This is a genomic window from Pseudomonadota bacterium (assembly GCA_018823135.1).
Classification (GTDB): Bacteria; Desulfobacterota; Desulfobulbia; order Desulfobulbales; family CALZHT01; genus JAHJJF01.
This window is the reverse complement of record JAHJJF010000150.1, coordinates 1-24,619: the sequence shown is the minus strand read 5'-3', so window position 1 is coordinate 24,619 and position 24,619 is coordinate 1. Positions and strand designations below refer to the sequence as shown.

Annotated in this window: 16 protein-coding genes; 7 read left to right on the top strand and 9 right to left on the bottom strand. The window is 49.7% G+C overall.

Features of this window, described 5'->3' with window-relative positions; genetic code table 11:
* Positions 1-1,707: hypothetical protein (locus tag KKE17_15380; GenBank protein ID MBU1711382.1), on the top strand; the 1,707-nt coding region annotated here is incomplete at its 5' end.
* A gap of 76 nt (positions 1,708-1,783) precedes the next feature.
* Here the strand turns inward: KKE17_15380 and KKE17_15375 are convergent.
* Positions 1,784-2,251, bottom strand: a complete 468-nt coding sequence (locus tag KKE17_15375) for a DUF2318 domain-containing protein (protein ID MBU1711381.1) — start codon at positions 2,249-2,251, stop codon at positions 1,784-1,786.
* A 181-nt stretch (positions 2,252-2,432) separates the two neighbouring features.
* On the bottom strand, positions 2,433-2,924 hold the full coding sequence (locus tag KKE17_15370) for a heavy-metal-associated domain-containing protein (GenBank protein MBU1711380.1): 492 nt from the start codon (positions 2,922-2,924) through the stop codon (positions 2,433-2,435).
* A gap of 520 nt (positions 2,925-3,444) precedes the next feature.
* Here KKE17_15370 and KKE17_15365 point away from each other — a divergent pair.
* From KKE17_15365 to KKE17_15340, 6 genes are all read left to right on the top strand, one after another.
* A complete protein-coding gene (locus KKE17_15365; protein MBU1711379.1) occupies positions 3,445-4,776 on the top strand; it encodes a TolC family protein in 1,332 nt (443 codons plus the stop codon).
* Positions 4,773-6,380: a TolC family protein gene (locus KKE17_15360; protein ID MBU1711378.1), complete on the top strand. Its 1,608-nt coding sequence runs from the start codon at positions 4,773-4,775 to the stop codon at positions 6,378-6,380. Before KKE17_15365 ends, KKE17_15360 begins: the two co-directional genes overlap by 4 nt.
* Position 6,381: 1 nt before the next feature.
* Positions 6,382-7,866, top strand: coding sequence for an efflux RND transporter periplasmic adaptor subunit (locus tag KKE17_15355; protein MBU1711377.1), 1,485 nt, complete (start codon positions 6,382-6,384; stop codon positions 7,864-7,866).
* A 16-nt stretch (positions 7,867-7,882) separates the two neighbouring features.
* Positions 7,883-11,404: an efflux RND transporter permease subunit gene (locus KKE17_15350; GenBank protein MBU1711376.1), complete on the top strand. Its 3,522-nt coding sequence runs from the start codon at positions 7,883-7,885 to the stop codon at positions 11,402-11,404.
* Positions 11,391-11,729 carry a P-II family nitrogen regulator gene (locus tag KKE17_15345; protein ID MBU1711375.1) on the top strand — a complete coding sequence of 113 codons (339 nt, stop codon included), beginning with the start codon at positions 11,391-11,393 and terminating at the stop codon, positions 11,727-11,729. The genes KKE17_15350 and KKE17_15345 overlap by 14 nt, the downstream gene beginning before the upstream one ends.
* 295 nt (positions 11,730-12,024) lie before the next feature.
* Positions 12,025-12,537 (top strand): hypothetical protein, encoded by a 513-nt coding sequence (locus KKE17_15340; GenBank protein MBU1711374.1) that lies wholly within the window; start codon positions 12,025-12,027, stop codon positions 12,535-12,537.
* Positions 12,538-12,643: 106 nt separating this feature from the next.
* Here KKE17_15340 and KKE17_15335 read toward each other — a convergent pair whose 3' ends face one another.
* The 7 genes from KKE17_15335 to KKE17_15305 all read right to left on the bottom strand — a co-directional run bounded on the left by KKE17_15335 (position 12,644) and on the right by KKE17_15305 (position 24,375).
* Positions 12,644-13,981 carry a sigma-54 dependent transcriptional regulator gene (locus KKE17_15335; GenBank protein ID MBU1711373.1) on the bottom strand — a complete coding sequence of 446 codons (1,338 nt, stop codon included), beginning with the start codon at positions 13,979-13,981 and terminating at the stop codon, positions 12,644-12,646.
* A 273-nt stretch (positions 13,982-14,254) separates the two neighbouring features.
* Positions 14,255-17,347 (bottom strand): response regulator, encoded by a 3,093-nt coding sequence (locus tag KKE17_15330; protein ID MBU1711372.1) that lies wholly within the window; start codon positions 17,345-17,347, stop codon positions 14,255-14,257.
* Positions 17,348-17,374: 27 nt separating this feature from the next.
* Entirely contained in the window at positions 17,375-18,448 is a 1,074-nt protein-coding gene (locus tag KKE17_15325; protein ID MBU1711371.1) for a hypothetical protein, read from the bottom strand.
* A 28-nt stretch (positions 18,449-18,476) separates the two neighbouring features.
* Positions 18,477-19,547, bottom strand: coding sequence for a hypothetical protein (locus KKE17_15320; GenBank protein MBU1711370.1), 1,071 nt, complete (start codon positions 19,545-19,547; stop codon positions 18,477-18,479).
* Between the two features lie 321 nt (positions 19,548-19,868).
* Positions 19,869-21,866, bottom strand: a complete 1,998-nt coding sequence (acs, locus tag KKE17_15315; protein ID MBU1711369.1) for an acetate--CoA ligase — start codon at positions 21,864-21,866, stop codon at positions 19,869-19,871.
* A 253-nt stretch (positions 21,867-22,119) separates the two neighbouring features.
* Complete coding sequence (locus KKE17_15310; GenBank protein MBU1711368.1) at positions 22,120-23,895, bottom strand: cation acetate symporter; 1,776 nt, start codon at positions 23,893-23,895, stop codon at positions 22,120-22,122.
* A 228-nt stretch (positions 23,896-24,123) separates the two neighbouring features.
* Positions 24,124-24,375, bottom strand: coding sequence for a DUF4212 domain-containing protein (locus KKE17_15305; GenBank protein MBU1711367.1), 252 nt, complete (start codon positions 24,373-24,375; stop codon positions 24,124-24,126).
* Positions 24,376-24,619 lie beyond the last annotated feature (244 nt).

Sequence of the window (24,619 nt, the reverse complement as noted above, 5' to 3'; positions counted from 1 at the left end):
GGGATCAGCAATCTCATGGTGGGAAAAGAGTTGGGGAAATCCGCCGTCAACAATATGAACTACGGCCTGGAAAACACCATCGCCGACCAGGATGACATCTTAAAAGGCATCTCCGGTGATCTGGCGACCCTCAAAGCGCACAAGGCCATTGAAAATTATTTTACGGCCAAGATATTTGAAGACAGTGACGAAATGAGCAGCACCATCGGTGCACTGGAAGCCTTTTATATTCAGGTAAACAAAGCAAAACCCCAATACGCCAGAATCCAGCTCTCCACTACAAAAGGGAAAGGATTCTTACAGATAAACAACGGAACCAGAGTGGAAGATTACGACAGTTTCCAGGAAATTCTCGACCTTTCATCCCTTGTGAACGCCCCAAAAGGCGACTGGCCGGAACTGGTCATCAAGGCTGTGAACACCAAGGATCACGGCTGGACGATTCTTGCCGCAAGCCCTCTGGTTGTGGAAAATACCCTGGAGGGAATTCTCTGGCTCTATTTTCCAATAAAAGACCATCTTGAAAAAACAATCGCAAATTTTGCAAAATCCGGCATGACCTGCCTGCTGACCGACCCCACCGGGACGATTATTGCCAGTCCGAAAGATACCGACCCGGCAACGGTTCAGGCCCTTGCCAAGAATAAGCTTTCCGACTGGGAAGTTGTTCGAGGAAATGTCCAGGGCCTTGACTGGACCGTACATCTGGGAATCAAAAAATCAGCGCTCTATGCAGTATTGAAAAAACTGCAGGTTTCCATGGTGGCAGTTGCCGGAGCATCTCTGCTCGTTGCCCTGATTCTTCTCTGGCTGGTGATTAAAACCATCACCAACCCCATTCGCAAGGTAATCATGGGGCTTGATGAAAGCGCCCAACATGTTTCAGCAAGCTCCTCGGAGCTTGAGGCGGGGAGCCAGTCTCTTGCCGAAGGCGCTTCCGAACAGGCCTCAGCTCTTGAAGAAACCTCGGCCACCCTTGAAGAAGTTTCAGCCATGATCAAACAAAACGCCGAGAACTCAAACCAGGCAAATACCCTGACCGGCGAGGCCGCCACCCTGGCAGAAAAGGCCAATACTTCCATGTCCCAACTGACGGGATCCATGCAAAAAATCCTTGAAGCGAGCAATGAAACCAAAAAAATCGTCAAAACCATTGATGAGATTGCCTTTCAAACCAACCTGCTGGCGTTAAACGCAGCCGTTGAAGCGGCGCGCGCCGGCGAAGCAGGTGCGGGGTTTGCCGTGGTTGCCGATGAGGTAAGAAACCTTGCGATGCGGGCGGCTGAGGCCGCGAAGAATACCGCCGAACTCCTTGAACAAACCGGTTCCAGGGTTAAGGAAGGCTCGGATCTGGTCAACATCACATCTGGAGAGTTTCAACAGGTTTCCGAAAGCGCCAAAAAAGCAAGCGCCCTGGTGGGTGAAATATCAGCAGCCTCGGGAGAACAGGCAAAAGGCATTGAGCAGGTCACCGTAGCCATGTCAGAAATTGACAAGGTAACCCAGCAGACCGCGGCCAATGCCGAAGAAGCGGCAGCCTCGTCCCACGAAATTAAAGAACAGGCCGGGCGCTTAAGTGATTTTGTCAATCAACTTGCCGGCCTGGTTGAAAAAGACAGCGATTCCAGACAATGGCACGCCCAGGAGGAAGAAGGCGGCATTAAAGACATTGGGAAGGGGATCAGGAAACTCCTGTCCCGTTCGTAGGGTCTTATTGGGGATTACCCAAACCGGACCGATCTCAAAATTGCGAGAGATCATTCCGGGCACTGCTCGGCAACCGTTACGATTTAAAACGGCAATACCAGCTGTTGGAGTTAATGGTCTGCATTGAAATCAGCAGATTATCGCCGACAATCTCCCTTGCCAGAGGTGCCGGATTGCACCCGCCCTTAATGACATTGATCTTGTCTGATGCAAATTTCTGGCCGCAGTTGACACAGACCATGTAATCGCCTTCCTGAACATACCCTTTGCCGGACTCATAGCAGACATCGCAGGAATCAATTGCCGCCCGAAACACTCCGTCCGCAGTTTTCAGGACAAAGAAAGTCACCATGATCCCGCCATCAGCCCTGACCTTAAAATAATGCGCTTTGCCGTCATTGATCTTTGTAAGGGGTATTTCCACAAAACCCTTTTCAGGAGTGAGAGTGTTGCCGCCGCAGCCATGAAGCAACAACCCTGAAATCAGCCAAAAAAACGCCGTAATAATCAATCCGCTCACTTTATTTTTTCCTGTTGGATCAATTTTCACGAAGACGAACCTCCAGGCTTTTTTCCGGCCCGAACAACGACCGATTTCATTATGTGAGTTGCAAGGTCAAAAAATCAATCGGATACTGTGGATGGTTAGAATCCTGCGCCCATAATGCACCCGGCGTCGGAATGTCATCAATACGTTTTAAGCTGAAGTTCGATGGTAATCAGAATTACTTTTTCCTGCTCCCGAAATATTTATCATAAAGCTTCTGCCAGGACGATGAACTGGCACCGCAGGCTGACCCGCAACCACGACCACCGGAACATCCCGGGTCGGCACCATTATCTTCTGGCAATTGTGCCGAGGCAGAAGTCTCCTGAGCCACAGTCAATGGCCCGGAGTTTTCTATCCCGCTGATGGCACTGCTGAATACCGAGGCCGGATACCCCAGAGCGGTTATAGTGGCTGCTATTTCTGCACCGGAAAGAACTGCTTCATGGACAACCGCAACCCTGCCGGTCCCGAGATCTGCATTCATTCCAAGAAAACCATCAAGGCTTTCAAGCACCACTTGAATCCTGTTAAGACATGACCCGCAGGAAAGATTTTGCACATTCAGAAGGGTCCTGATCCTGTTTTCGGCATGCACTGATGAAGTCGCCATCACCAGCAGAAAAAGCAGTACAAAAAAAGGTAGTTTGTTGGTATGTGGCTTTTGCATTGTTTCACCTCAAAAGTCCAGCGGATTGAAATTCTATATTCTTGTGACCCGATTATTATATGAGCAAGGAATGTGCCATGGTCATTTAATCCATGAATCTTCCTCCACCGCCTGTTACCAGCCTTCTCATAAAAATTACCCCTATGGATTGATTGCTTTCCGGGCTGCCCCGAATGAAGAATATTCTTCACAGCATTAAAGAATATTCTTCACTCCATCCCCTGCTTGACGGATAGACATCCCTGCCCTTGACTGTTTCCGACAGCTTTACCGACCCGTAAAAAACAACTGCCTGAGGCCTGTTCAGCCGTTAACCAGTTGAAATCTTATGGAAACAGCTCAGGCCTTGACCCTTCAGGAGACTATCAGCTCCACTCTCTGGCATGCTCCTTGCTCTATTCTAGAAAAAAAGAAATTCTATGTACTTTTTCCGTAAAAAACATGTACCTTCAATTAACTGAAATAAACTTTACTGATGCCTGCAGGAAAAACGCGCTTAACCGTTTGGAATTAAGTGAAAATGATTGCTAAAAAGATTTTCATCCTGATAACTACCTGCCTTGCTTTCTTGCTTCAGCCGTACTCTGCCGTCTCTGAGGAGTTGCCGTCGGCCAACCGCGACGAAGCAATAATTGCCCAGAATCCGGCGCTGGCCGACCTTATTACTTACGCCTACAAAACAAATCCCACAGTGGACTCTTACCGGAAGGCATGGGAAGCCGAGGTTGAAAAATATCGTATTGATACCGCCTATCCTGATCCGCAACTCATGCTCACCTATTTCCCTGATCCCATTGAGACCCGACTTGGCCCCCAGGACTGGAACGCCCAGCTCTCCCAGGAAATCCCTTTTCCAGGACAACTCTCGGCAAAGGGCAATGTGATCGAGGCCGACATCCGGATTGCGCACCTCAACCTGGACAAGGCGGTCCGGGATCTCATTGCCCAGATCCGCGAATCGTATCATGAGTTGGTCTATATCCGCGCGGCAAAGGAAATCGCCGACAACAACTCTCGACTGATCAGCCATCTCAAAGATATCGGCGGGACGGATTACGCCAATAACCAGGCGGCATTATCGGACATCCTCAAGATTCAATCCCAGGAGGCGCAGCTGGGGTATGATGTTATTCTGCTGGATGAGCTCGAACAGACCGAATCAGCCCGGCTCAACGCCCTTCTGGATCGAGCCCCCGATGCGGTGATCGGCAGACTTGAGCCGCCGCCCATCAGCCCGATCCTGTTCACCCTTGATGAAATCAGCGCCCTTGCCGACGACAACCGTGAAGAACTGAAAATCTCCAAAGCCATGCTGGATAAGGCCGAGGCCGGAAAAACCCTCTCCACCTTCCAGAATCTGCCGAATTTCAAACTGGGTCTTTTCTATGCAGGAATCGGCGAACCGGAAGGAATGACCGTGACCGATGCAGGGCGCGATGCGGTGGGAATCCAGGCGGGCATATCCATCCCCCTCTGGTTCGGCAAAAGTCGCGGCAGATCCCTTAAAGCGCGGGCGGAAGTGGCCAGGGCCAGGGCGCTTCATAAAAATCAGCAGAATGATACCCATGTCCAGGTGCGCAACAGCTTTTTCCGGCTGAATAATTCCCTGCGCCTCGTAACTCTCTATCGGGATCAACTCATCCCCCAGGCTCTTCGTTCTGTTGAAATCTCCGAGACCTGGAACCGCCAGGGCAAAGGCACCTTTACCGATTATCTTGAAGCCCAGGCCACCTATTATAATTTTCAGCTTGCCCTGGCCAGGGCTTCGGCTGACTACGGCAAATACCTGGCCCAACTTGAAAAACTCACCGGCCGCAGCCTCACTGACAAGGCCAGAGAGTCAACACCATGACCGGCACCTATTCATCATATCTTCACCCCCTGCTCCTGGTAATTTTCTGTCTCGTGCCTTTGGAGGCCCGGGCGGGATACGGTGATTTCCAGAGGGAAATTGAGGAGTACGACCCTCCGGCACTGTACCATTCCAGTATTGAAAAATCAGCGCAAACCCCGGAAGCGACCCAGCCGGACACCGCCTTCAACGACGCGGTGCAACAGCTGCAAAAAATACAAAGCCAATGGCAGGAGGCGGTTAATTCTTTTGACGGCGACAACCTGTTTTATCGCCCGGACCGCGCCGACCTCCTGCGCCTGGCCAAGGCCCGGACAGACCCTGCCTTTACCGAAAGAATCATCGCCTCCCCCTTTTCATTACAGGAGATGGAGTTACTGGTGCTTCTGAGAAATCCTGCAATAAAAGCATCCTTCAACCAGCTCCTCGCCGCCATTGAGAAATACAGCCAGGTTACTGCGGTGGACGAAATCCTTAAACAATACGCAAGCTATGCAATAAACTCGGGCATCGGCCCTATGAAAAACAACCAGTCAGTCAAAATGAGCTTTCCCTTTCCGGGGGTGGTTGCCCTGAAAGGAGAAATTGTCAACCAGGACATTCTGGTGGAAAGCCTGAATCTGGAAATCACCAGGCGCAGCATGATCACCAGGATGAGAAAGGCCTTTTGGAATCTGGTCTTTAATCACCAGGCAGGTGAACTCCTCAAAGAAAAGGCCGAGATCACCGTACGCCTTGAAAAAATAACCGTCAGCAGCTATGAAACGGGCAAGGCGGAATTTACAGAACTCATCGATGCCAGGATAAAAAAAGAAATCATCGACCAGGAGCTGCTGACCATCCTTGAAGTTCAAAAAAACATTGAAACCGAAATCCGCGAGCTCCTTGATCTTCGCGCCGGCAGTGCAATCGCTGCCCCTCTTGCCACGCAGGAGATCAGGGAAACAGTCGCGATTGAGCCTCTTGTGCAAAGCGCCCTGGCCCGGAGACAGGAAATCGTCAAACTCAAGGCGATGATCGCCAAAATGGAAAAGATGCTGGAGATGGGCGAAACCATGACCCTGGCGCCTTTCACCCTCAATCTCTCCCTGTATGAAAACAATCCTGTCATGAAGACCGGCAGCCAGGCCAGCCAGGATGCCTTTCCGGTTAAAACCATGGCGGCGCAAGGGGCAGGATTGCCGGTGAACCCCTGGTTTGGCAGCAATGATTCCTATCTCAGGCAATTGCGCCTGGATCTTGCTGCCAATCGCCATACGCTGACAGACATCCAGGGCAAAACCAGAACGCTTGTCCGGAACAAATGGTCGGTTTTTGATCAGAATTTACGCGAATACAAGCTGTACGCCGAAAGCCTCACGGCTCTTTCCAGAGCCGCCCTTGACGTTGCCCAAAGCAGTTACCAGTCCGGCAAGATCCCCTTTGGAAAGATGGCAGCCAGCTATTTCAACTGGATCAGCACCAGACTCGCCTCGGAAAACAAAAGAAAAGACGCAAGCATAGCATTTGCCGAGCTTGAGGAAGCGGCAGGGAAGTCCATTCCCCTGAAAGAAAACCCTTCAGACATTACAACGGGCAAACAATCGGAAACCCCGGGAGAATAATATGACGGAAAAGCAGGCTCCTTCTAAATATAGCAGAATACAGATCATCATCGCCGTGGCCCTGGCTTTGTTCGTGGGGTATTCCACTGCGTATCTTGCCGGTTTCATAACCCGGGACACCTCCGAAAAAACCGCCTCAAAAGCAGGCAGTGATCAAGGCCATGAGCACGACACTGAATCCGAAATCAAACAACTCTATACCTGCGGCATGCACCCCTGGATTGTTTCTGAAGAACCGGGCCTGTGCCCCATCTGCAATATGGATCTCACCCCGATGAAAAGCACTTCTTCGGATGATGAAGGATCACAGGAGCGAAAAATCCTCTACTATCGCGCGCCGATGAACCCCATGGAAATTTACGACAAACCAGGAAAGAGCAACATGGGCATGGATCTGGTGCCGGTTTATGAGGACGAAGTTGTCAGCGGCGTCACGGTCAAAATCGACCCGGTAACCCAGCAGAATATGGGGATCCGCACCCAGCTGGTCAGGAAAGACATTCTGGCAAGGACTCTCCGGACATACGGACATATTACCTATGACGAAACCAAGACCAGCCAGATAAATCCAAAATTCTCCGGGTGGATCGAAAAGGTCCATGTGGGTTTCACCGGTCAGCAGGTTGAAAAAGGCCAGGCGCTTTTTGATGTCTATGCACCGGAACTGCTTACCGCCCAGGAAGAATACCTTGCGGCATATCAGATGCTGAGCGGTCTGCCCGGCACGGACAACCAGAGTCTCCTCAATTCGGCCCGCAAGCGCCTTTTGTACTTTGATGTGCCACTGGAACGCATCAAACAGATTGAACAGACCGGCAAGGTGGGAAAAACCGTCACGATCAGTTCTCCATACCGTGGCGTAGTGATCACCAATAATGCCGTTGCCGGCACCCTTATCAAACCCGGCGCGCCGGTATACGTAATAGCCGACCTCAAAGGCATCTGGGTGGAGGCACATATTTTCGAGTACGAACTCCCCTGGGTCAAGGTCGGCCAGGAAACAGAAATGACCCTGCCGTATCAGCCGGGCGAAATCTATCGCGGCAGCATCACTTACATTTATCCCTACCTGCAGAAAAAAACCAGGGACGTCGTACTGCGCCTTGAATTTGACAATCCCCAAAAGGTCCTTAAACCGGATATGTATGCGGATGTCCGCATCAAGGTCGGCACCATGGGCACCGGCCTGATCATCCCCTCGGAGGCGGTGATCCGCTCCGGAGAGCGGAATCTTGTCTTTGTCACCCGCGGCGACGGCAAATTCACCCCCCGCGATGTGACCCTGGGACTTGCCCTGGATAACGGCAATGTCCAGGTCCTCACCGGAGTTGCCGAAGGCGAAGAGGTTGTCACCTCCGGGCAGTTTCTGCTGGACTCCGAATCAAAGCTCAAGGAAGCGGTGGAAAAAATGCTTTCCGAAAAAATCGGTTCAAAACCTGCTGCAGAGAAACCGGATAAAGACGATTTCTTCAATGATATGCAATAAAATCTAGGACGCAATCGTGATAGAAAAAATAATCGAATGGTCGATCAATAACCGCCTGATGGTGATCCTTGCAACCTTCTTCGTCACCGTGGCCGGCGTTATTGCCATGCTCAACACCCCCCTTGACGCCATCCCGGATCTCTCCGACGTGCAGGTGATCATCTATACGGAATATCCAGGCCAGGCCCCACGGGTTGTGGAAGACCAGGTAACTTACCCGCTTACCACCGCCATGCTTTCCGTGCCTTTTGCCAAGGCGGTGCGGGGTTATTCGTTCTTCGGCATATCCTTTGTCTATATCATTTTTGAGGATGGCACCGACCTCTACTGGGCCCGATCAAGGGTGCTGGAATATCTGAATTTTGTCTCAGGCAGGCTTCCAGACGGGGTCAATCCCAGCCTTGGGCCGGATGCCACCGGCGTCGGCTGGGTCTTTGAGTACACCCTGAAGGACACCAGCGGCAAACAGGATCTGCAGACCCTGCGCAGTCTTCAGGACTGGTACCTGCGTTATGAACTCACCGCCGTACCCGGAGTTTCCGAGGTGGCAAGCATCGGCGGCTATGTGAAACAGTATCAGGTTGAGGTGGATCCGTCCAAACTCCTTGCCTATGACCTGTCCATCAGTAAAGTGAAAACTGCCCTTAAACGGTCAAATGCCGATGTCGGCGGCAAGCTCATGGAAATGGGGGAAACCGAATTCATGGTCCGCGGCCGCGGCTATATCTCCTCGCTGGCCGACATTGGAAATATAGCGGTGGGCATTGATACCAACGGCACGCCGGTGCTGATGAAAAACATTGCAGACATCCATCTGGGCCCTGAACTGCGGCGCGGCATTCTCGAATGGAACGGCGAAGGGGAATCGGTGGGCGGCATTGTTGTCATGCGATTCGGCGAAAACGCCCTTGAAGTCATAAAAAACGTCAAAAAGCGGCTCAAGGAACTTGAGAAGGGTCTGCCGGAAGGGGTGATAATCGAAACCGGCTATGACCGCTCCGGACTTATCCTGCGGGCAATCGACACCCTCAAAACCAAGCTTCTTGAAGAAATGATCGTCGTGGCGCTTATCTGTATTATTTTTCTGCTTCATTTCCGCTCTGCCTTTGTGGCGATTTTCACCCTGCCGGTGGGTATTCTCATGTCGTTTCTGGCGATGTATTTCCTCGGCATCAACGCCACAATCATGAGCCTTGGCGGCATTGCCATTGCCATCGGGGTCATGGTGGACGCCTCGGTTGTTCTTGTTGAAAACGCCCATAAGCATCTGGAAAAAGACCAGTGCGGCCGCAATCATGTGGAAACAATTATCCGCTCCGCAAAAGAAGTCGGCCCGGCATTATTCTACAGCCTGCTGATTATCACCGTGTCCTTCCTGCCGGTGTTCAGCCTGCAAGAGCAGTCCGGCCGTCTTTTCAAACCCCTGGCCTACACAAAAACCTTTGCCATGGCGGGCTCGGCGATTCTGGCGATAACCATCGTGCCGGTGCTCATGACCTTTTTTGTGAGAAACCGCACCCTGCCGAGAAATTTAAGCGAACGACAAAGAAAACTGACCTGGATTGGCGCCATTGCAGGCCCGCCGGGGCTTGTGATCCTCGGCGGCATATCCGGTCTTGCAATGCCGGACTGGAGCCTGTTTGCGGCATTCTTTGTCTCGGCCTTTGCCGCGATCTGCCTCTTCCCCCAGAAAATTCTTCCTGAGCATAAAAATCCGGTAAGCAATTTTTTTATCACCCTCTATGTGCCATTTATAAAACTTGTCCTCAAATGGCGCAAAACGACAATCCTCGTCGCGCTCCTCGTGGTGCTGCTCTCGTGGATCCCACTTGCGAAACTGGGCACGGAATTCATGCCGCCGCTGAATGAAGGCGACCTGCTCTATATGCCGACGACGCTGCCCGGCATCTCCATCACCAAGGCAAAGGAACTGCTCCAGCAGACCGACAAGATCATCCAGAGTTTTCCGGAAGTGAAAAGCACCCTTGGAAAAATCGGCCGCGCCGAAACTGCCACCGATCCCGCGCCGCTTTCAATGATTGAAACAATCATCACCTTGAGACCGCAGGTGGAGTATGAGCAAATTACCGTTGACCGGTTTTTTTCAGCCTGGCCAGGATGGCTCAAGGCCCCGCTGCAGCTCCTCTGGCCGGAGGTCAGAAATGGAAAAATTCTCCATGAATGGCGCAAAAAGCAAATCCACCGATTCTTTTCAAGCTGGCCGGAGTTGCTTAAAAAACCCTTCACCCTGGTCTGGGCTGAAGACCGTTACATCACCACTGATGAACTGGTGGATGATCTCAATGCGGCAATCCGTTTCCCGGGGCTTACCAATGCCTGGACAATGCCGATCAAAACCAGGATCGACATGCTTTCCACCGGTATAAAAACACCCGTGGGTATCAAGCTCATGGGGCCGGACCTGGAGACGCTATCGGATATCGGTGCCCGCATCGAGGCCATTGCCCGCGATATTCCCGGCACCCTCTCCGCCTATTCAGAGCGCGTCACCGGCGGCAATTATATCGATTTTGTGATAAACCGACCGGAGATCGCCCGTTACGGCCTGTCGGTGGCCGACGTGCAGGATGTGATCATGACGGCCATCGGCGGCATGAATGTCACCTATACCGTTGAAGGGCTTGAGCGTTATCCGGTGAATCTCCGGTATAACCGCGAGCTCAGAGACGATCTCGAACAACTCAAAAGGGTACTGGTTCCGACCCCCACCGGCGCCCATGTGCCGCTTATCCAGCTTACCGACCTTTATGTCCATAAAGGACCGGCAGCGATCAAGAGTGAAAACTCAAGGCAGACAGCATGGATCTATGTGGATCTCAAGGGAATTGATGTGGGCTCTTATGTCGCCCGGGCAAAAAAAATAATCGACAGCAAAATTCAACTTCCCCCGGGCTATTCGATGATCTGGTCCGGTCAATACGAATACATGGAAAAGGCGCGGAAAACCTTGAATGTCATCGTGCCGCTGACCCTGGCGATCATCTTCATCCTCCTCTTTATTCATTTTAAAAATATCATCGAAGCGGGAATCGTCATGATCAGCCTGCCTTTTGCACTGGTGGGCGGCATCTGGCTGCTGTATTTCCTGAATTACAATATTTCCGTTGCAGTGGTTGTCGGTTTCATTGCCCTGTCAGGGCTTGCTGCGGAAACCGGGGTGGTCATGCTGGTCTATCTCGATGAAGCCTATAAGCGCCGCAAGTCCCACGGCCAGATCAACAATTTCAATGATATCCATGAAGCAATTATTGAAGGCGCCGCTGAAAGGGTGCGGCCGAAACTGATGACCGTCTCCACCACCCTCATCGGTCTGCTGCCGGTTATGACCGGCACGGAAACCGGTTCGGAAGTCATGAAGCGAATCGCCTCCCCCATGGTGGGCGGACTGATCTCTTCCACCATCCTTACCCTGGTGATCATTCCGGCGATCTACGATATCTGGAAACGCCGGGAATTACAGAAAAACGGCGCGTCCAGTTCACCTTTGCCCCAGGAGGTTGATCATGAAAGAGATTAAGGCATATATCCGCACGCCGCGCACCGACGAGGTCCTTTCCGCCCTCCATGAGTCCGGGATCAACAATGCCACCCTCACCTGTGTTTTTGCAGTGGGCCCCAATATCGACGCCGATGATTCCACGGTGAACCTTGAATTCGGGCGGAGCGTCAACCGCATGGTAAAACTCGAGGTCATCTGTTCGGACCGCCAGGAGGCAATGATTGTCGAGACCATCAGAAAGGCGGCGCATACCGGCAAACCCGGCGACGGGATTATCTCGGTTGCCAACCTCAACCGGGTGGTGAAAATCAGGACTGCAGCTGAAAGCATTGAGGCGCTGTGATTGCGAACTGAAAGCCCGGCAATACCGGCATTTTCCGGTTTCAGACCGACATGAACCGCAGTGTCAATCGTCCGATGTATTGTTTGAGGACAATATCGAACACGGAACATCGAATATCGAAGCGATGTACTTTCTCAATTAATAAATCTTCCGCCCTTCAATATTCATTATTATCTGTTCGACATTCGATATTCAAAAAAATCAACCACTGGCTAAAACTATCCGCCTGAAAGGCGGAGGCTAAACCTTAAAATCAGACCAATTAACAATCCATTATTTCCTAAAGGAGACAACAATGAACAAATCAATCATCACCACACTTACCCTGATATTCTTTGCATTGGCAGGCCAGGTATCTGCCATGGAAATGGATCACAGCAAACACAATATGGCCCCCAGCGCCCAAGACACTATGGACCATAACAAACACGCCACCATGGACCACTCCCAGCATGTTGGTGAACTCATCGGCACCAGTGCACAGGATGGCTTCACCTTCACCTACCATGTGATCGACATGAAGGAAAAAATGGCCGGGATGAAAGACTCGGGCGCCCCTGCTGAGATGAAGTCCCACCATCTCATGGTGTATGTCACCGATGCGCACGGCAAGGCAATGGAATCCGCCAAGATCGGTTACCTGGTCACCTCTCCGAACGGCAGCATTCAGAAGGCGATGACCATGGGAATGGGCGGCGGATTTGGTGCAGATGTGGATTTCACGGCAAAAGGGAGCTATACGATCAAAACAAAGCTCATCGCCGATGACACAAAGCTCGTTAATGTTTTCAGCTATGAAGTGAAATAGAGGTACAGGCACAAAGGCTGAAGGCTGAAGGCTGAAGGCTGAAGGCTGAAGGCTGAAAATGAAAAAACAAAACAGCGGGATTGTCTATTTATTTTTTACGCCGCCATCAAAGACCGAATTTTTCCAGTCGATAGATAAGCACATGCCGGGGCATCTTTAATAATCTGGCGGCCTCCGATCTGTTGCCTGCCGCTTTATCAAGGGCTTTGCGGATCAATCCTTTTTCCACCTCTTCCAGGGAAAGGCCTTCATCCGGGATATCCGGAATCGTCAATCCGTTATTGACAACCGTCTGGAGATGCAGATCCCGGGCATCGATCACCTGCCCCTTTCTGAGGATAAAGCTTCTCTCGACGATATTCTGCAGTTCGCGGATATTGCCGGGCCAGTTATAATGCATCAGGGCGGCCATCGCTTCCCTGGTAAAAACAACGTCAGGCGGTGCACCGGCTTTTTTGAGAAAATGGTTGGCAAGGGAAGGGATATCCTCCTTTCGGTCGCGAAGGGGCGGAATATGCAAAGGGATAACCCCCAGGCGATAGTAGAGATCTTCACGGAATTCCCCTTTGCCAATCCCGGCAAGCAGATCTTTATTGGAAGCGGAAATTATCCTGACATCAACCTTTTCCGGGCGGTCCGAACCCACCGATTCAATGACCAGCTCCTGCACCGCCCGCAGAAGTTTCGCCTGCATGTCCATTTTCAACTCGCCGATCTCGTCGAGAAAAAGAGTCCCCCCGGAAGCGGTCTGAAACCGTCCTTTTCTGTTGGCCACGGCCCCGGTAAAAGCTCCCTTAACATGGCCGAACAATTCGCTTTCAATGAGGTTTTCCGGGATTGCCGCGCAATTCACCGCAACCATCGGCCCTTTTCTTCTGGGACTGTTCTGATGGATCAACCGGGCAAGAACCTCTTTGCCGGTGCCGGAATCGCCGCTGATCAGCACCGATGCCTCGCTGTTTGCCGCCCGGATGGCGGTGGACAGAAGCTCCGCCATGGCGGAATTTGCCGTATCCATGCCTTCTGTGCCGGTAAGCCGGTTGACCTCTTCGGCAAGCAGCCGATTCCGGGAACGAAGGGCGCCGAACTCCAGGGCTTTTCGGCAGGAAAGCCGCAGGGTATCGCGGTCAAAGGGTTTGGTGATGAAGTTAAAAGCGCCGTGCTGCATGGCGGAAACCGCCATTTCAATGGATCCGAAGGCAGTAATGACGATTACCGGCGTATCCGGAGAATCCTTTTTCACCTGCTCCAGAACATCAAGGCCGCTCATATCTCCAAGCTTGACATCGGTAATCAGCAGATCGGGAGAGGCGACTTTGAATTTGTCAAGGCCCTCTTTGCCGGAAGCAGCGGTGATCACCTTCAATCCGTCGGAAGTAAGATTATACTCCGTGACCCTTCTCAGGCTCTCATCGTCATCAATCAGCAATATCAGTTCAGCCATTGTATTTTCCGGGAGTTTGTTCTTTATGATGAATCTTAGGCATATCATGAAGTTACTACAGGACGTGATGATGAGTCAATCACGATGACATCCATATCCTCCCACAAAAAAAAGGGCCGGGGAAAACCCCGACCCTTTTTCATACAGATTTTAGAACTCAGATGACTTGAAAATTTTCTTGCCGCCGGCCACAAGATCATCAACAACCGAGGGATCAGCCAGGGTTGAGGTATCACCAAAAGCTGCCGCTTCAGACTCTCAAGCACACAATAATTACGGAATAGCCGATTTGAAGACCCATTTCTCAAGGGCGGCGAAGACGATTTCACGTTTGATGGGTTTACTGATATAGTCGTTCATTCCGACATCGATACATTTTTCCCGATCCCCTTTCATGGCGTGGGCAGTCATTGCAATAATCGGTATGGTATTGCCGGATTCCCGGATCTTTATTGTGGCTTCAAAGCCGTCCATCTGCGGCATTTGAACGTCCATAAAGATAAGGTCATAAGCTTCAGGTGCAGCAAAGAGTTTATCAACAGCCTCCTTGCCGTTATTGGCAACATCAACTTCATAGCCGGCTTTGGTAAGCATCATTTTCGCAAGTTTCTGATTGACCGCGTTGTCCTCAGCCAGAAGAATACGGACAGAGTGTTTTAAATCTTCGAGAACAGAATGCCGGGTAACCAGTTTAGCATGATCTCCGCCGACTCCAGAAATTCCTAACATTCTGCCAATCATCATAATAAGTTTCTCTTTGCGAACCGGCTTACTCAAATATCCATTGTATCCGGAGTCTTCGCATTTTCTGGCATCCATGAGTGAAGATAAAGCAATCAAAGGAACATCTTGTAAATATTGATCCTTTTGTTTTCTGATTTCTTTTGCTGCTTCATATCCACTCATTTCAGGCATCTGTATATCGCAGATACAGAGATCAAATGGATTTCCTGATTGTTGTTCCTTAATTAAGGTCGATACAACATCTTTGCCGTTGTCCAATGCAACCACCAGCATACCAATAAATTCCAATTTATGACGGAGAATTCTGAGGTTCGCATCATTGTCATCAACGATCAGAACCTTTTTACCTTTGAGAAGGGTGGGATTGTACCGAACAGTCTTTTTCTGTTCAGACTTTTTGAGCCACGCGGTAAAATGAAATTTACTCCCCTTATTGATTTCACTTTCAGCCCAAACGTCTCCATCCATGTTTGAGGATAATTTTTTACTTATCGTAAGCCCCAGGCCTGTACCGCCATACTTTCTGGTCGTAGAACCGTCTGCCTGTTGAAACGGACTGAAAATCCCTTCCAGCCGGTCATTCGGTATGCCGATTCCCGTATCCCGGATTGTAGTATGGATTTTCACCCGCTCACCATCATCCTCTTCAACATCCAAAGAAAGTTCAATCTCTCCCGCGTCGGTAAATTTTACCGCATTGCCCATCAGATTTGTGAGGATTTGCCGGAAGCGGGCAGGGTCTCCAAGGACAAATGATGAGAGATTGTCACCGACATGACAGAGAATTTCAACGGGTTTCAAACCTATCCTTGGATGAATGAGGTCACATACATCATAGGCCAGGAGTTCCGGGTCGAACTCAATTTCTTCAAATGACAGCTCTCCAGCTTCAACTTTAGAAAAATCAAGAATATCGTTAATTAATGACAGGAGGGCCTCGCCGCTGTTCTTAATGATTTTACAAAAATCAAACTGGCTCGAGTTTAGCTTTGTCTCAACCAGCATATCTGTAAAACCGATGATCGCGTTCATGGGAGTTCGAATCTCATGACTCATATTAGCGAGAAATTCGCTTTTTGCCCTGTTTGCCGTTTCCGCTTTAAGGGCCATTGCCTTATTACTTTCAGCGGCCAGTTCAAGTCTTTCGGCAAACATCTTCAATTCCTGTTCCGCAATAATGCGTTCCGTGATGTCTTGAGCCAGACAAACAACCCCCTGAACTTCTCCTTGAGGATTCCTCATTACCCTGCATGAAAAAAGCATGTGGATCTGTTTGTCATTTTTTGATTGGTAAATGACTTCTTCATTCTTGATCTCATCCTGTTGAAGAAGATAGCTGATCTGCGAGAGGTTTGATTCTTTAGCAATGATCAAATCAAAAGGCTTTCCAACGAGTTCTTCGGCGGTGTATCCCGTTATTATGGCAGTTGCATCATTGACGGTTTGGATTTTGCCGTCCCTTGAAACCACGATGAGGGTGTTGAGCATGGTGTTAATAATTTTATCAACATAATCGCGTGACACGGTTGTGCTTTTCAGCTCAAGGATCATCTGGTTGAATCGGTCAACAAGCATCCTGACTTCTCCGGTCGCATCGATTTCCACTGCAGCGGCTTCATCACCTTTTGATAATTTTGTAACAGCGGCAACCAGCGCTACGATCGGGTTGGTAAAATGTCTTGCAACGAAGAAGACAATAATAAAAATAACCGGGATTAAAAGCAGGGAGACGATGTAGAAGAATTTGAGAGTATTGTTGATATCTTGCAGCAGTAACTCTTCAGGGATGCAGACGCCGACACGGAGAAGCGGCTCACCGGGCTTGATAAAGAGATCCTGAAAGACAACCAGGCCCCGGTCTGTTTCAAGAACCATGAAGTCTTTCTGATGCGTCTCAGGAAGATAAGGGCGGGGGTCAAGCCGCATCATAGAAATGCGAGGTTCTTTAAGTACTTTATTATCAGAGGAAAACACCCAGAAGAGATTTTCACCAAAAGTATTTGTCTTGTCGAGCAGGTCATAAAAAGTGCTTAAATTGTATTCGGCGATTATGGCGCCGCCGAACATGCCGATATCAGGATCGATCTTGGTTATACCGATTGAAAAAACCGTGGCCCCATCCCTGATGTGCGGGGGGGTCAAATAAATATCCGTACCTTGCGATAATTCGAGTTCCCTGAAGAGGGCTGAATCGCTCAAATTACGGAAATCAGATAAACGCCCCTTCCTTGAAACACGAATTTTTTCCATCCCCATGTTGTCAACATAGGAAATGCTCTCAATACTTTTGACGTATTTGAGAAATTGCTGGAACAATCTTTCCACAGCCCTGGCGCTCACCTCGCGGGTGAAGGGGGCCGCCATGAGATATTCTTCAAGCAGAGGATTTTTTGACAACAGATTGAGGTCTTTGGTGAGGGGGTCTTTTATGGAATGTTCGAAATAATAAAATGTTTTGTTGAATTCATTCCTGATATTGTTTTTTGCGTGTTCTTCGATTGTCTTTTTATTGAAAAAATAAAAGACGAACGATAACGTGCCGATCAGGGAAATTACAACAATCGCGAAGGTTATGAGCAACCTGTGAAAAATGGATAAGCCCTGGCTTTTCTCTTCAGTCATTGAAAAAACCTATTTGAAGCTGTCCTGTTAGTTGATAATTTCTTCGATGCCCATATCTTCTGAAATGGAGATTCCAAGCATTTTCGCTCTTCTTTCGTTCACCATCAATTTGCCTCTCCGAGGCGTTCTGGGTGGGGTGGATGCCGGGTCCGCGCCGTTGGCCAGAATATCATTTGCCAAGACAACCGCTTCGTACCCTTGGTTATAACCTGAATCGTCAGCCGCGCATAGTATCCCCTGTTTGACGAATGGTCCAAGCCCGGCGGTCTCAGGGATGGTAATATGTTGAAGATACCATCTCATCACTTCATGATTGGGAACCAGGTCGCCGTTTTTATCTTTTAATCCCGAATATTGGGCGATAAAAAAGGCATCGACTCTCTGTTGAAGCTCCAGGGCTTTGTTCTTCCATTCCTCAAAGGAATTTGTGGCTACGGTTTCAACGAGCTCAAGAGATATTTTCCCTGAACGTAAGAGATGTTCGACAGCCTTGTAGTGTGATCTTCCGGAAGTAGTCGCATCGGATAACACGGCAATTCGTTTTATGGACGGCTTTATTCTCATGAGAAGAGCTATAGAGTCAACGTAATACCCGGATTGATACACGCCGGTGGCGTTATGGCCGGGTTTGTCCATGCTGTCGACGAGGCCGTACTTCAAAGGGGTGTTATTGAGCCCCCAGAAAACAACCGGCGTTTGCGTGTCGAGAAATTTTGTCCCGACAAACTGGGCGGCATTGTCATCTCCAAGAAAGATAAGGGCAGGATTGAACTCTTTTGCCGATTTATATGTTTCAAGTCCGATCATTTCCATTTCACCTTTGCTGCTTTTCCGCTTGGTGTCCATCCACAGCTTTTTGACAATACACCGTGACGTCTTGACCAGGTCATTATCTATGAATTCCTTGATCTGTGCTTCATTGTCAAAGTAGCCGAATTTCAGCATGGCATCACAAAAACCCTTATTCGTATCTTGCGACCATTCGTATCCCTTATGATAACTGTCAATAAATAAAATCTTCTTCTCTTGAGCCGAGGATTGAATCGCATTGAAAAAAACAAGGAATGCTGAAATCAGGATCGCAAGTAATTTATTTCTCATGATTATTCTCCGTATAATCAATTCCTTCCTATTCAATAAACTCTTCAATCCCCATTTTATCCGTGAGGGTGATCCCCAGTGCTTTGGCTCTCTGCTTATTGATCATCAATGCGCCGCGCTTTGGAGTACGAGGAGGAAACATCGCCGGGTCTGCGCCTTTTGCGAGAATATCATGAGCCATGACAACCGCCTCATATCCCTGGTTGTAGCCGCCGTCATCCGCTGCGCATAACATGCCCTGCTTGACAAATTGTCCCTGTACTGCGACTTCCGGAATTTTTATATTTGCCAGATACCACTGGGTCACTTCTCCGGCGGATACATGATTGCCGCTACCGTCCTTCAGCCCGGTATATTGCGCCAGAAAAAAGGCATCCACTTTATTCTGCAGATCAAGGGCTTTTTTCTTCCAGATTTCGAAATCGCCGACATCGACTGTTTCAACAAGTTCAAGGGGCAGTTCTCCCCGGTGGGCGAAATATTCAATTTTTTTCAGATGTGACCGGCCGGATGAAGTGTTGTCGGCCAAAATGGCAAACTTTTTCGCCTGCGGCTTGATCTTTTTCAAAAACTCCAGACCTTCCTTATAATAGCCTGTCTGGTATATTCCGGTAACGTTGTGGCCCGGTTTTTCCAAACTGTCAACCAGGCCATATTTGACCGGGGTATTATTCACCCCCCAGAAAACGATGGGAATCCTGCTGTCCAGGAACTGGGCGCCGATATACTGGGCGGCATTGTCATCGCCCAGCATGATAAGGTCGGGCTGGAACTCTTTTGCCATGTTTGTGAATTCAACGGTTATTCGAGCCTGTTCATCTTTTGTCTTGTTCCGTTTCGTGTCCATCCAGAGTTTTTTGATGATCGCGGCTGAGGTCTCGATGATGTCATCGCTGGTAAATTTACTGATCTGCTCTTTGTTGTCAAAATATCCGAAATTGAGAAAGCCTGCGCACAGCCCTTCATTGGTTTCCTGGGACCAGAGATACTCCCGGTGATAACTGCTGACAATCAGGATTTTCTTTTTTGGAATGGCGTAAGTGACTGATGAAAGGCAAAAAACGAACACAAGCAGGAACAGCAAAATTTTTGTTTTCATAGCTTCCCTCAATACATCCCTTTGATTTGCTCGGTTATTGACAGATCAAAACAACAAAACTTTCATCTTCTGGAACGTTAAGATATCAATAGAAATTTCCCCGAATGTTAACCCTTTCCTAGAATAGTTGATTAACCCGCTATTATCAAATATAAAAATGGCCCGCTGACTTAAAGCTTCGTGAAGTACCAGCGGACAAGAAATGTACTCTCTGAGTATGTATGTCACACAACAAATGAGTTCAAACCCATAAAAAAAGGCCGGGGCAGCCTAGCCGCCCCGGCCCAAAGAAAAGAAAGAGGATTATCCCGGATTATCAGATCATTTGAGAATTTTCTTGCTGCCGGCCACAAGATCATCAACAACCGAGGGATCCGCCAGGGTTGAGGTATCACCGAAATCCGCCGGATCAGTCTGCTTGGCCGAGATCTTTCGCAGGATACGGCGCATGATTTTGCCGCTTCGGGTTTTTGGTAATCCAGGGGCATACTGAATAAACTCCGGCGTGGCTATCGGTCCGATCTCGGCGCGCACATGCTTGCGCAACTCAGCCGTGAGTTCATCGTTAGCTTCAACCCCCGCCTTGAGACTGACGTAAGCATAGATCGTCTGCCCCTTGATTTCATGCGGCGCGCCGACAACAGCGGCTTCAGCCACCTTGGGGTGCGCAACCAGAGCGGATTCGATTTCCGCCGTTCCCAACCGATGCCCGGAAACATTAATGACATCGTCCAGACGTCCCATGATCCAGAAATAGCCGTCCTTGTCTTTACGGGCGCCGTCTTCCGGATCGTAAATGCCTGGGAATCTCTCGAAATAGGCCTTCTTGAAACGCTTTGGATCGCCGTAGACGCCGCGCAACATGCCGGGCCAGGGCTTTTTAATAACCAGACGTCCGCCCTCATCGATCTTGGCCGGTTTGCCATTTTCATCGACAATGGCGGCATCAATGCCCGGCAGCGGCCTGGTTGCTGAACCGGGCTTTAATGGTGTGGCATAGGGCAGCGCGGAAATCATGATACCGCCGGTCTCGGTCTGCCACCAGGTATCAACGATGGGCAGTTTCTTTTTGCCGATAAACTCATGGTACCACATCCAGGCCTCGGGGTTGATGGGTTCGCCAACCGAACCAAGGACGCGCAGAGAAGAAAGATCATGCTTCTTGGTCCACTGAGTGCCTTCACGCATCAGCGCACGGACAACGGTGGGGGCTGTATAGAAAATATTGATCTTGAATTTCTCGACAATCTGCCAGAACCGCGATGGGTCCGGATAGGAAGGCACGCCTTCGAACATCACCGAAGTAGCACCAAGAGCCAGAGGCCCGTAAAGAATATAGGTATGACCGGTGATCCAGCCGATATCGGCGGTACACCAGTAGACATCATTGTCCTTGAGATCGAACACCCACTGACAGGTATGGGCCGCATAGGTCAGATAACCGCCGGTGGTATGCACAACCCCCTTGGGCTTGCCGGTACTGCCGCTGGTGTAGAGGATAAAACTTATATCCTCGGCTCCCATGCTCACCGGTTTGCAGACATCGGTAATTCCCTCGGCGGCCATGTTTTCGTGCCACCAGGAGTCACGGCCTTTTTTCATTGGCACTTCATTGCCGGCCCGTTTGACGACGATACAGTCCTTTACTGTCGGGCAATCTTTCAGGGCATCATCGGCACTGGGTTTCAGAGGAATAGTTTTTCCGGCGCGGAGAACCGCATCCGAGGTAATAAGGACCTTTGCTTCACAATCCTGGATCCTGCTTTTTAAGCTCTGGGAACTGAACCCGGCAAATACGACGCTGTGGATGGCGCCGATTCGGGTGCAGGCCAAAAGGGAGATGGCAAGTTCAGGAATCATCGGCAGATACACCGCAACACGGTCGCCCTTTTTGATCCCCATCTTCTTAAGCACGTTGGCAAAACGGCACACCTGGGTGTGCAGCATCTGATAAGTATAGACCTTTACATCTTCATCCGGTTCACCCTGCCAGATGATCGCGGCTTTATTGCGGCGTCCGTCCGTAAGATGCCGGTCAAGGCAGTTTGTCGATATATTGAGTTTGCCGCCGGAAAACCACTTGATTGAAGGCTTAAGCAGATCAGCATCAAGAACCTTTGTCCATTTCTTGTCCCAGGTAATAAGTTCTTCAGTCCGGTCAGCCCAGTATCCTTCGGGATCCTTCATGGAGCGCTTATACTGCTTGTCGTACTCCTTCATGCTCTTCACCCAGGCCTGGTCCTGACCTTGCTTGGGTGGCTGAAACACCCTTTTCTCCGTAGAAAGACTGGTAATATTATTATCTTGTTTCTTACTCATAATTCCTCCACTCTCCTATAAGCTCGTTGAAATGGAAAACATTCACCTGTGCTACCCCCAGCACACTATTCCTAGTATGAGAGTTACTGCGCGCAGGTCAAGAAAAATTATTAATTTCTGATATCTTTCTCCCCGAACCTATCCGGGAAAAAACTGATGAATTCCTCAGCAGTACATTCCTGAGGACCAGTAACAGAAACGCGTGAAGGAGATCACGCGTTTCTGTTACTGAGGGTATTGGGGAGAATTGCGGTTAATGATCAATCCCAGCGCCGGCGCCGCGCGGAAAACGTATACTCTCTACGAGATCCTGGACATCCTGGGGAGGAGGTGGCGTAAACTGGGAGACCAGCATGGTAACCGCAAAATTTATAAGCATACCGACGGTACCGATACCTTCGGCGCTGATTCCTATAAACCATGGCGCAACGCCAAGGAACTTGAGCTGAATGATATAGAAGGCGGTAAACGAAATACCTGCCACCATACCGCAGATCGCTCCTTCCTTATTCGTCCGTTTGGAGAAAATACCCAGAACAATAATCGGGAAGAAGGAGGAAGCCGCAAGCCCGAATGCAAAGGCAACCACCTGGGCAACAAATCCCGGGGGATTGATACCGAAATAGCCTGCGATACATACTGCGATACCAATCATTACACGCCCGACCAGCAATCGCTGCTTCTCTGTAGCCTCGCGGTTGATCAGCCGGTAATACAGGTCATGGGCTATTGACGAGGAAATAACCAGCAACAGGCCTGATGCAGTGGAAAGCGCCGCAGCAAGTCCACCGGCGGCAACCAGAGCAATAACCCAGGGCGGAAGATTGGCGATTTCCGGATTGGCGAGAACCATGATGTCCCGGTCAATGTAGAGTTCATTTTCTTTGTCAGTGGGTGTATTGGAAAGCAGTCCTTGACCAAGGGCGCCTTTTTCACCGGTAAAACTGGGTTTGCCGGCAAAAGGATCTCCTGGTCGATAATTAATGACACCGTCATCATTTTTGTCCACCCAGGCGATCAAACCGGTAGTTTCCCAGTTTTTGAACCAGGATGGCGCTTCGGTGTATGCCTTGTCATTAATGGTGTTAATCATGTTGTAGCGGGCAAAAGAAGCAACGGCAGGCGCCGTGGTGTAGAGAATTGCGATAAACAGCAGGGCAAAACCAGCGCTCAAACGGGCGCCGCGGACGTTGGGAACGGTGTAGAAACGGACGATAACATGGGGAAGACCGGCCGTACCAACCATCAACGCGAAGGTGATGCAGAAAACGTCGATCATCGACTTGTTCCCGGCACCAAAAGGTTTGGTGTATTCCGCAAACCCCAGGTCGGTGTTGAGGGCATTGAGAGTATCGAGGAGATACTTACCGGTATCAACCCCGCCTTCGATCATTCCACCGAAGCCGAGCTGCGGAATGGGGTTGCCGGTAATCTGCAGAGAAATTGCCACCGCAGGAATAATATAGGCAAAGATCAAAACGCAGTACTGTGCAACCTGCGTATAGGTGATGCCCTTCATACCGCCAAGACCGGCGTAGAAGAATACAATTCCCATACCGATGAGAACTCCGGTATTGACGTCAACCTCAAGAAAACGGCTGAAAACGATGCCGACGCCGCGCATCTGACCGGCAACGTATGTAAAGGAAACAAATATCGCACAGATAAGCGCAACAACCCTGGCGACATCGGAATAATACCGGTCGCCGACAAAGTCAGGCACGGTGTATTTTCCGAATTTACGAAGATACGGTGCAAGCAGAAGGGCCAGCAACACATAACCGCCGGTCCAGCCCATGAGATAAATACAACCGGTGTATCCCATAAACGAGATAAGACCGGCCATCGAAATAAATGACGCGGCGCTCATCCAGTCAGCGGCAGTCGCCATACCGTTGGCCAAGGGAGAAACACCCGCTCCCGCGACATAAAAACCCTTTGTGGTGTTTACCCTGGATATCCAGGCAATGGTGAGATATAAACCGAAAGAAAGACCTACCATTATGTAGGTCCAGGCCAATATAGACATACCCTCTCTCCTTGTTAAATAATGTTAAACTATGACAGACTGTTGATTAGTCTGTCGTACCGTTTCAGATGGCTAAGCTAAAAGTTCGATATACACGGAGTCATTGGTGTCGCGAAAGCGGAGGCATACAGCGAGTATGTTGAGCATTTCGCGATCCGATACGACACAGGAGATCGGACTTTTCACGACGCCATCAACGATGATTGTTCGCATCGGGGAAAAATCGCCTTACTCATGGACATCAAATTCTTCATCCAGTTTCTGCATTGCGAAGTAATAGACAAAGATCAAAACCACAAATACGTAAATCGATCCCTGCTGTGCGAACCAGAACCCGAGAGGGAAGCCGCCGATTCTGATGGTGTTCAGCTGTTCAACAAAGAGAATGCCGCAACCATAGGAAACAATCGCCCATATTGTCAGCAGAATCGCCATCAGCTTAAGATTTCTGCTCCAGTACTGCTTTAAATCCTTGCCCATAAGTAGCCCCCTTTACGCACTAAGATTAATAAAAAAATTCCTACCTTTCGGGGAACGAGTCAAATCATGTCCCCATTGCACTAATACTTAAATACCACATTGTGGTATATGGATTTATAGCTTCCCAGTATAGTTTCCCGAGACAGACTTGGAAATCAGAGAAATTCTGATCTTTTCGTAAGAATAATTCTTACACGATTTTATTTCTGGAAACGTTCTAGCGTATTGGTGGTGTATTGCTTTT

What these genes read in the sequence shown, in the direction of transcription:
- KKE17_15320 (MBU1711370.1), bottom strand. Translation starts at nt 19,547, where the DNA reads ATGAAAACAAAAATTTTGCTGTTCCTGCTTGTGTTCGTTTTTTGCCTT.
- KKE17_15310 (MBU1711368.1), bottom strand. Translation starts at nt 23,895, where the DNA reads ATGTCTATATTGGCCTGGACCTACATAATGGTAGGTCTTTCTTTCGGT.
- KKE17_15370 (MBU1711380.1), bottom strand. Translation starts at nt 2,924, where the DNA reads ATGCAAAAGCCACATACCAACAAACTACCTTTTTTTGTACTGCTTTTT.
- KKE17_15330 (MBU1711372.1), bottom strand. Translation starts at nt 17,347, where the DNA reads ATGACTGAAGAGAAAAGCCAGGGCTTATCCATTTTTCACAGGTTGCTC.
- KKE17_15355 (MBU1711377.1), top strand. Translation starts at nt 6,382, where the DNA reads ATGACGGAAAAGCAGGCTCCTTCTAAATATAGCAGAATACAGATCATC.
- KKE17_15325 (MBU1711371.1), bottom strand. Translation starts at nt 18,448, where the DNA reads ATGAGAAATAAATTACTTGCGATCCTGATTTCAGCATTCCTTGTTTTT.
- KKE17_15365 (MBU1711379.1), top strand. Translation starts at nt 3,445, where the DNA reads ATGATTGCTAAAAAGATTTTCATCCTGATAACTACCTGCCTTGCTTTC.
- KKE17_15305 (MBU1711367.1), bottom strand. Translation starts at nt 24,375, where the DNA reads ATGGGCAAGGATTTAAAGCAGTACTGGAGCAGAAATCTTAAGCTGATG.
- KKE17_15360 (MBU1711378.1), top strand. Translation starts at nt 4,773, where the DNA reads ATGACCGGCACCTATTCATCATATCTTCACCCCCTGCTCCTGGTAATT.
- KKE17_15340 (MBU1711374.1), top strand. Translation starts at nt 12,025, where the DNA reads ATGAACAAATCAATCATCACCACACTTACCCTGATATTCTTTGCATTG.
- acs (MBU1711369.1), bottom strand. Translation starts at nt 21,866, where the DNA reads ATGAGTAAGAAACAAGATAATAATATTACCAGTCTTTCTACGGAGAAA.
- KKE17_15335 (MBU1711373.1), bottom strand. Translation starts at nt 13,981, where the DNA reads ATGGCTGAACTGATATTGCTGATTGATGACGATGAGAGCCTGAGAAGG.
- KKE17_15345 (MBU1711375.1), top strand. Translation starts at nt 11,391, where the DNA reads ATGAAAGAGATTAAGGCATATATCCGCACGCCGCGCACCGACGAGGTC.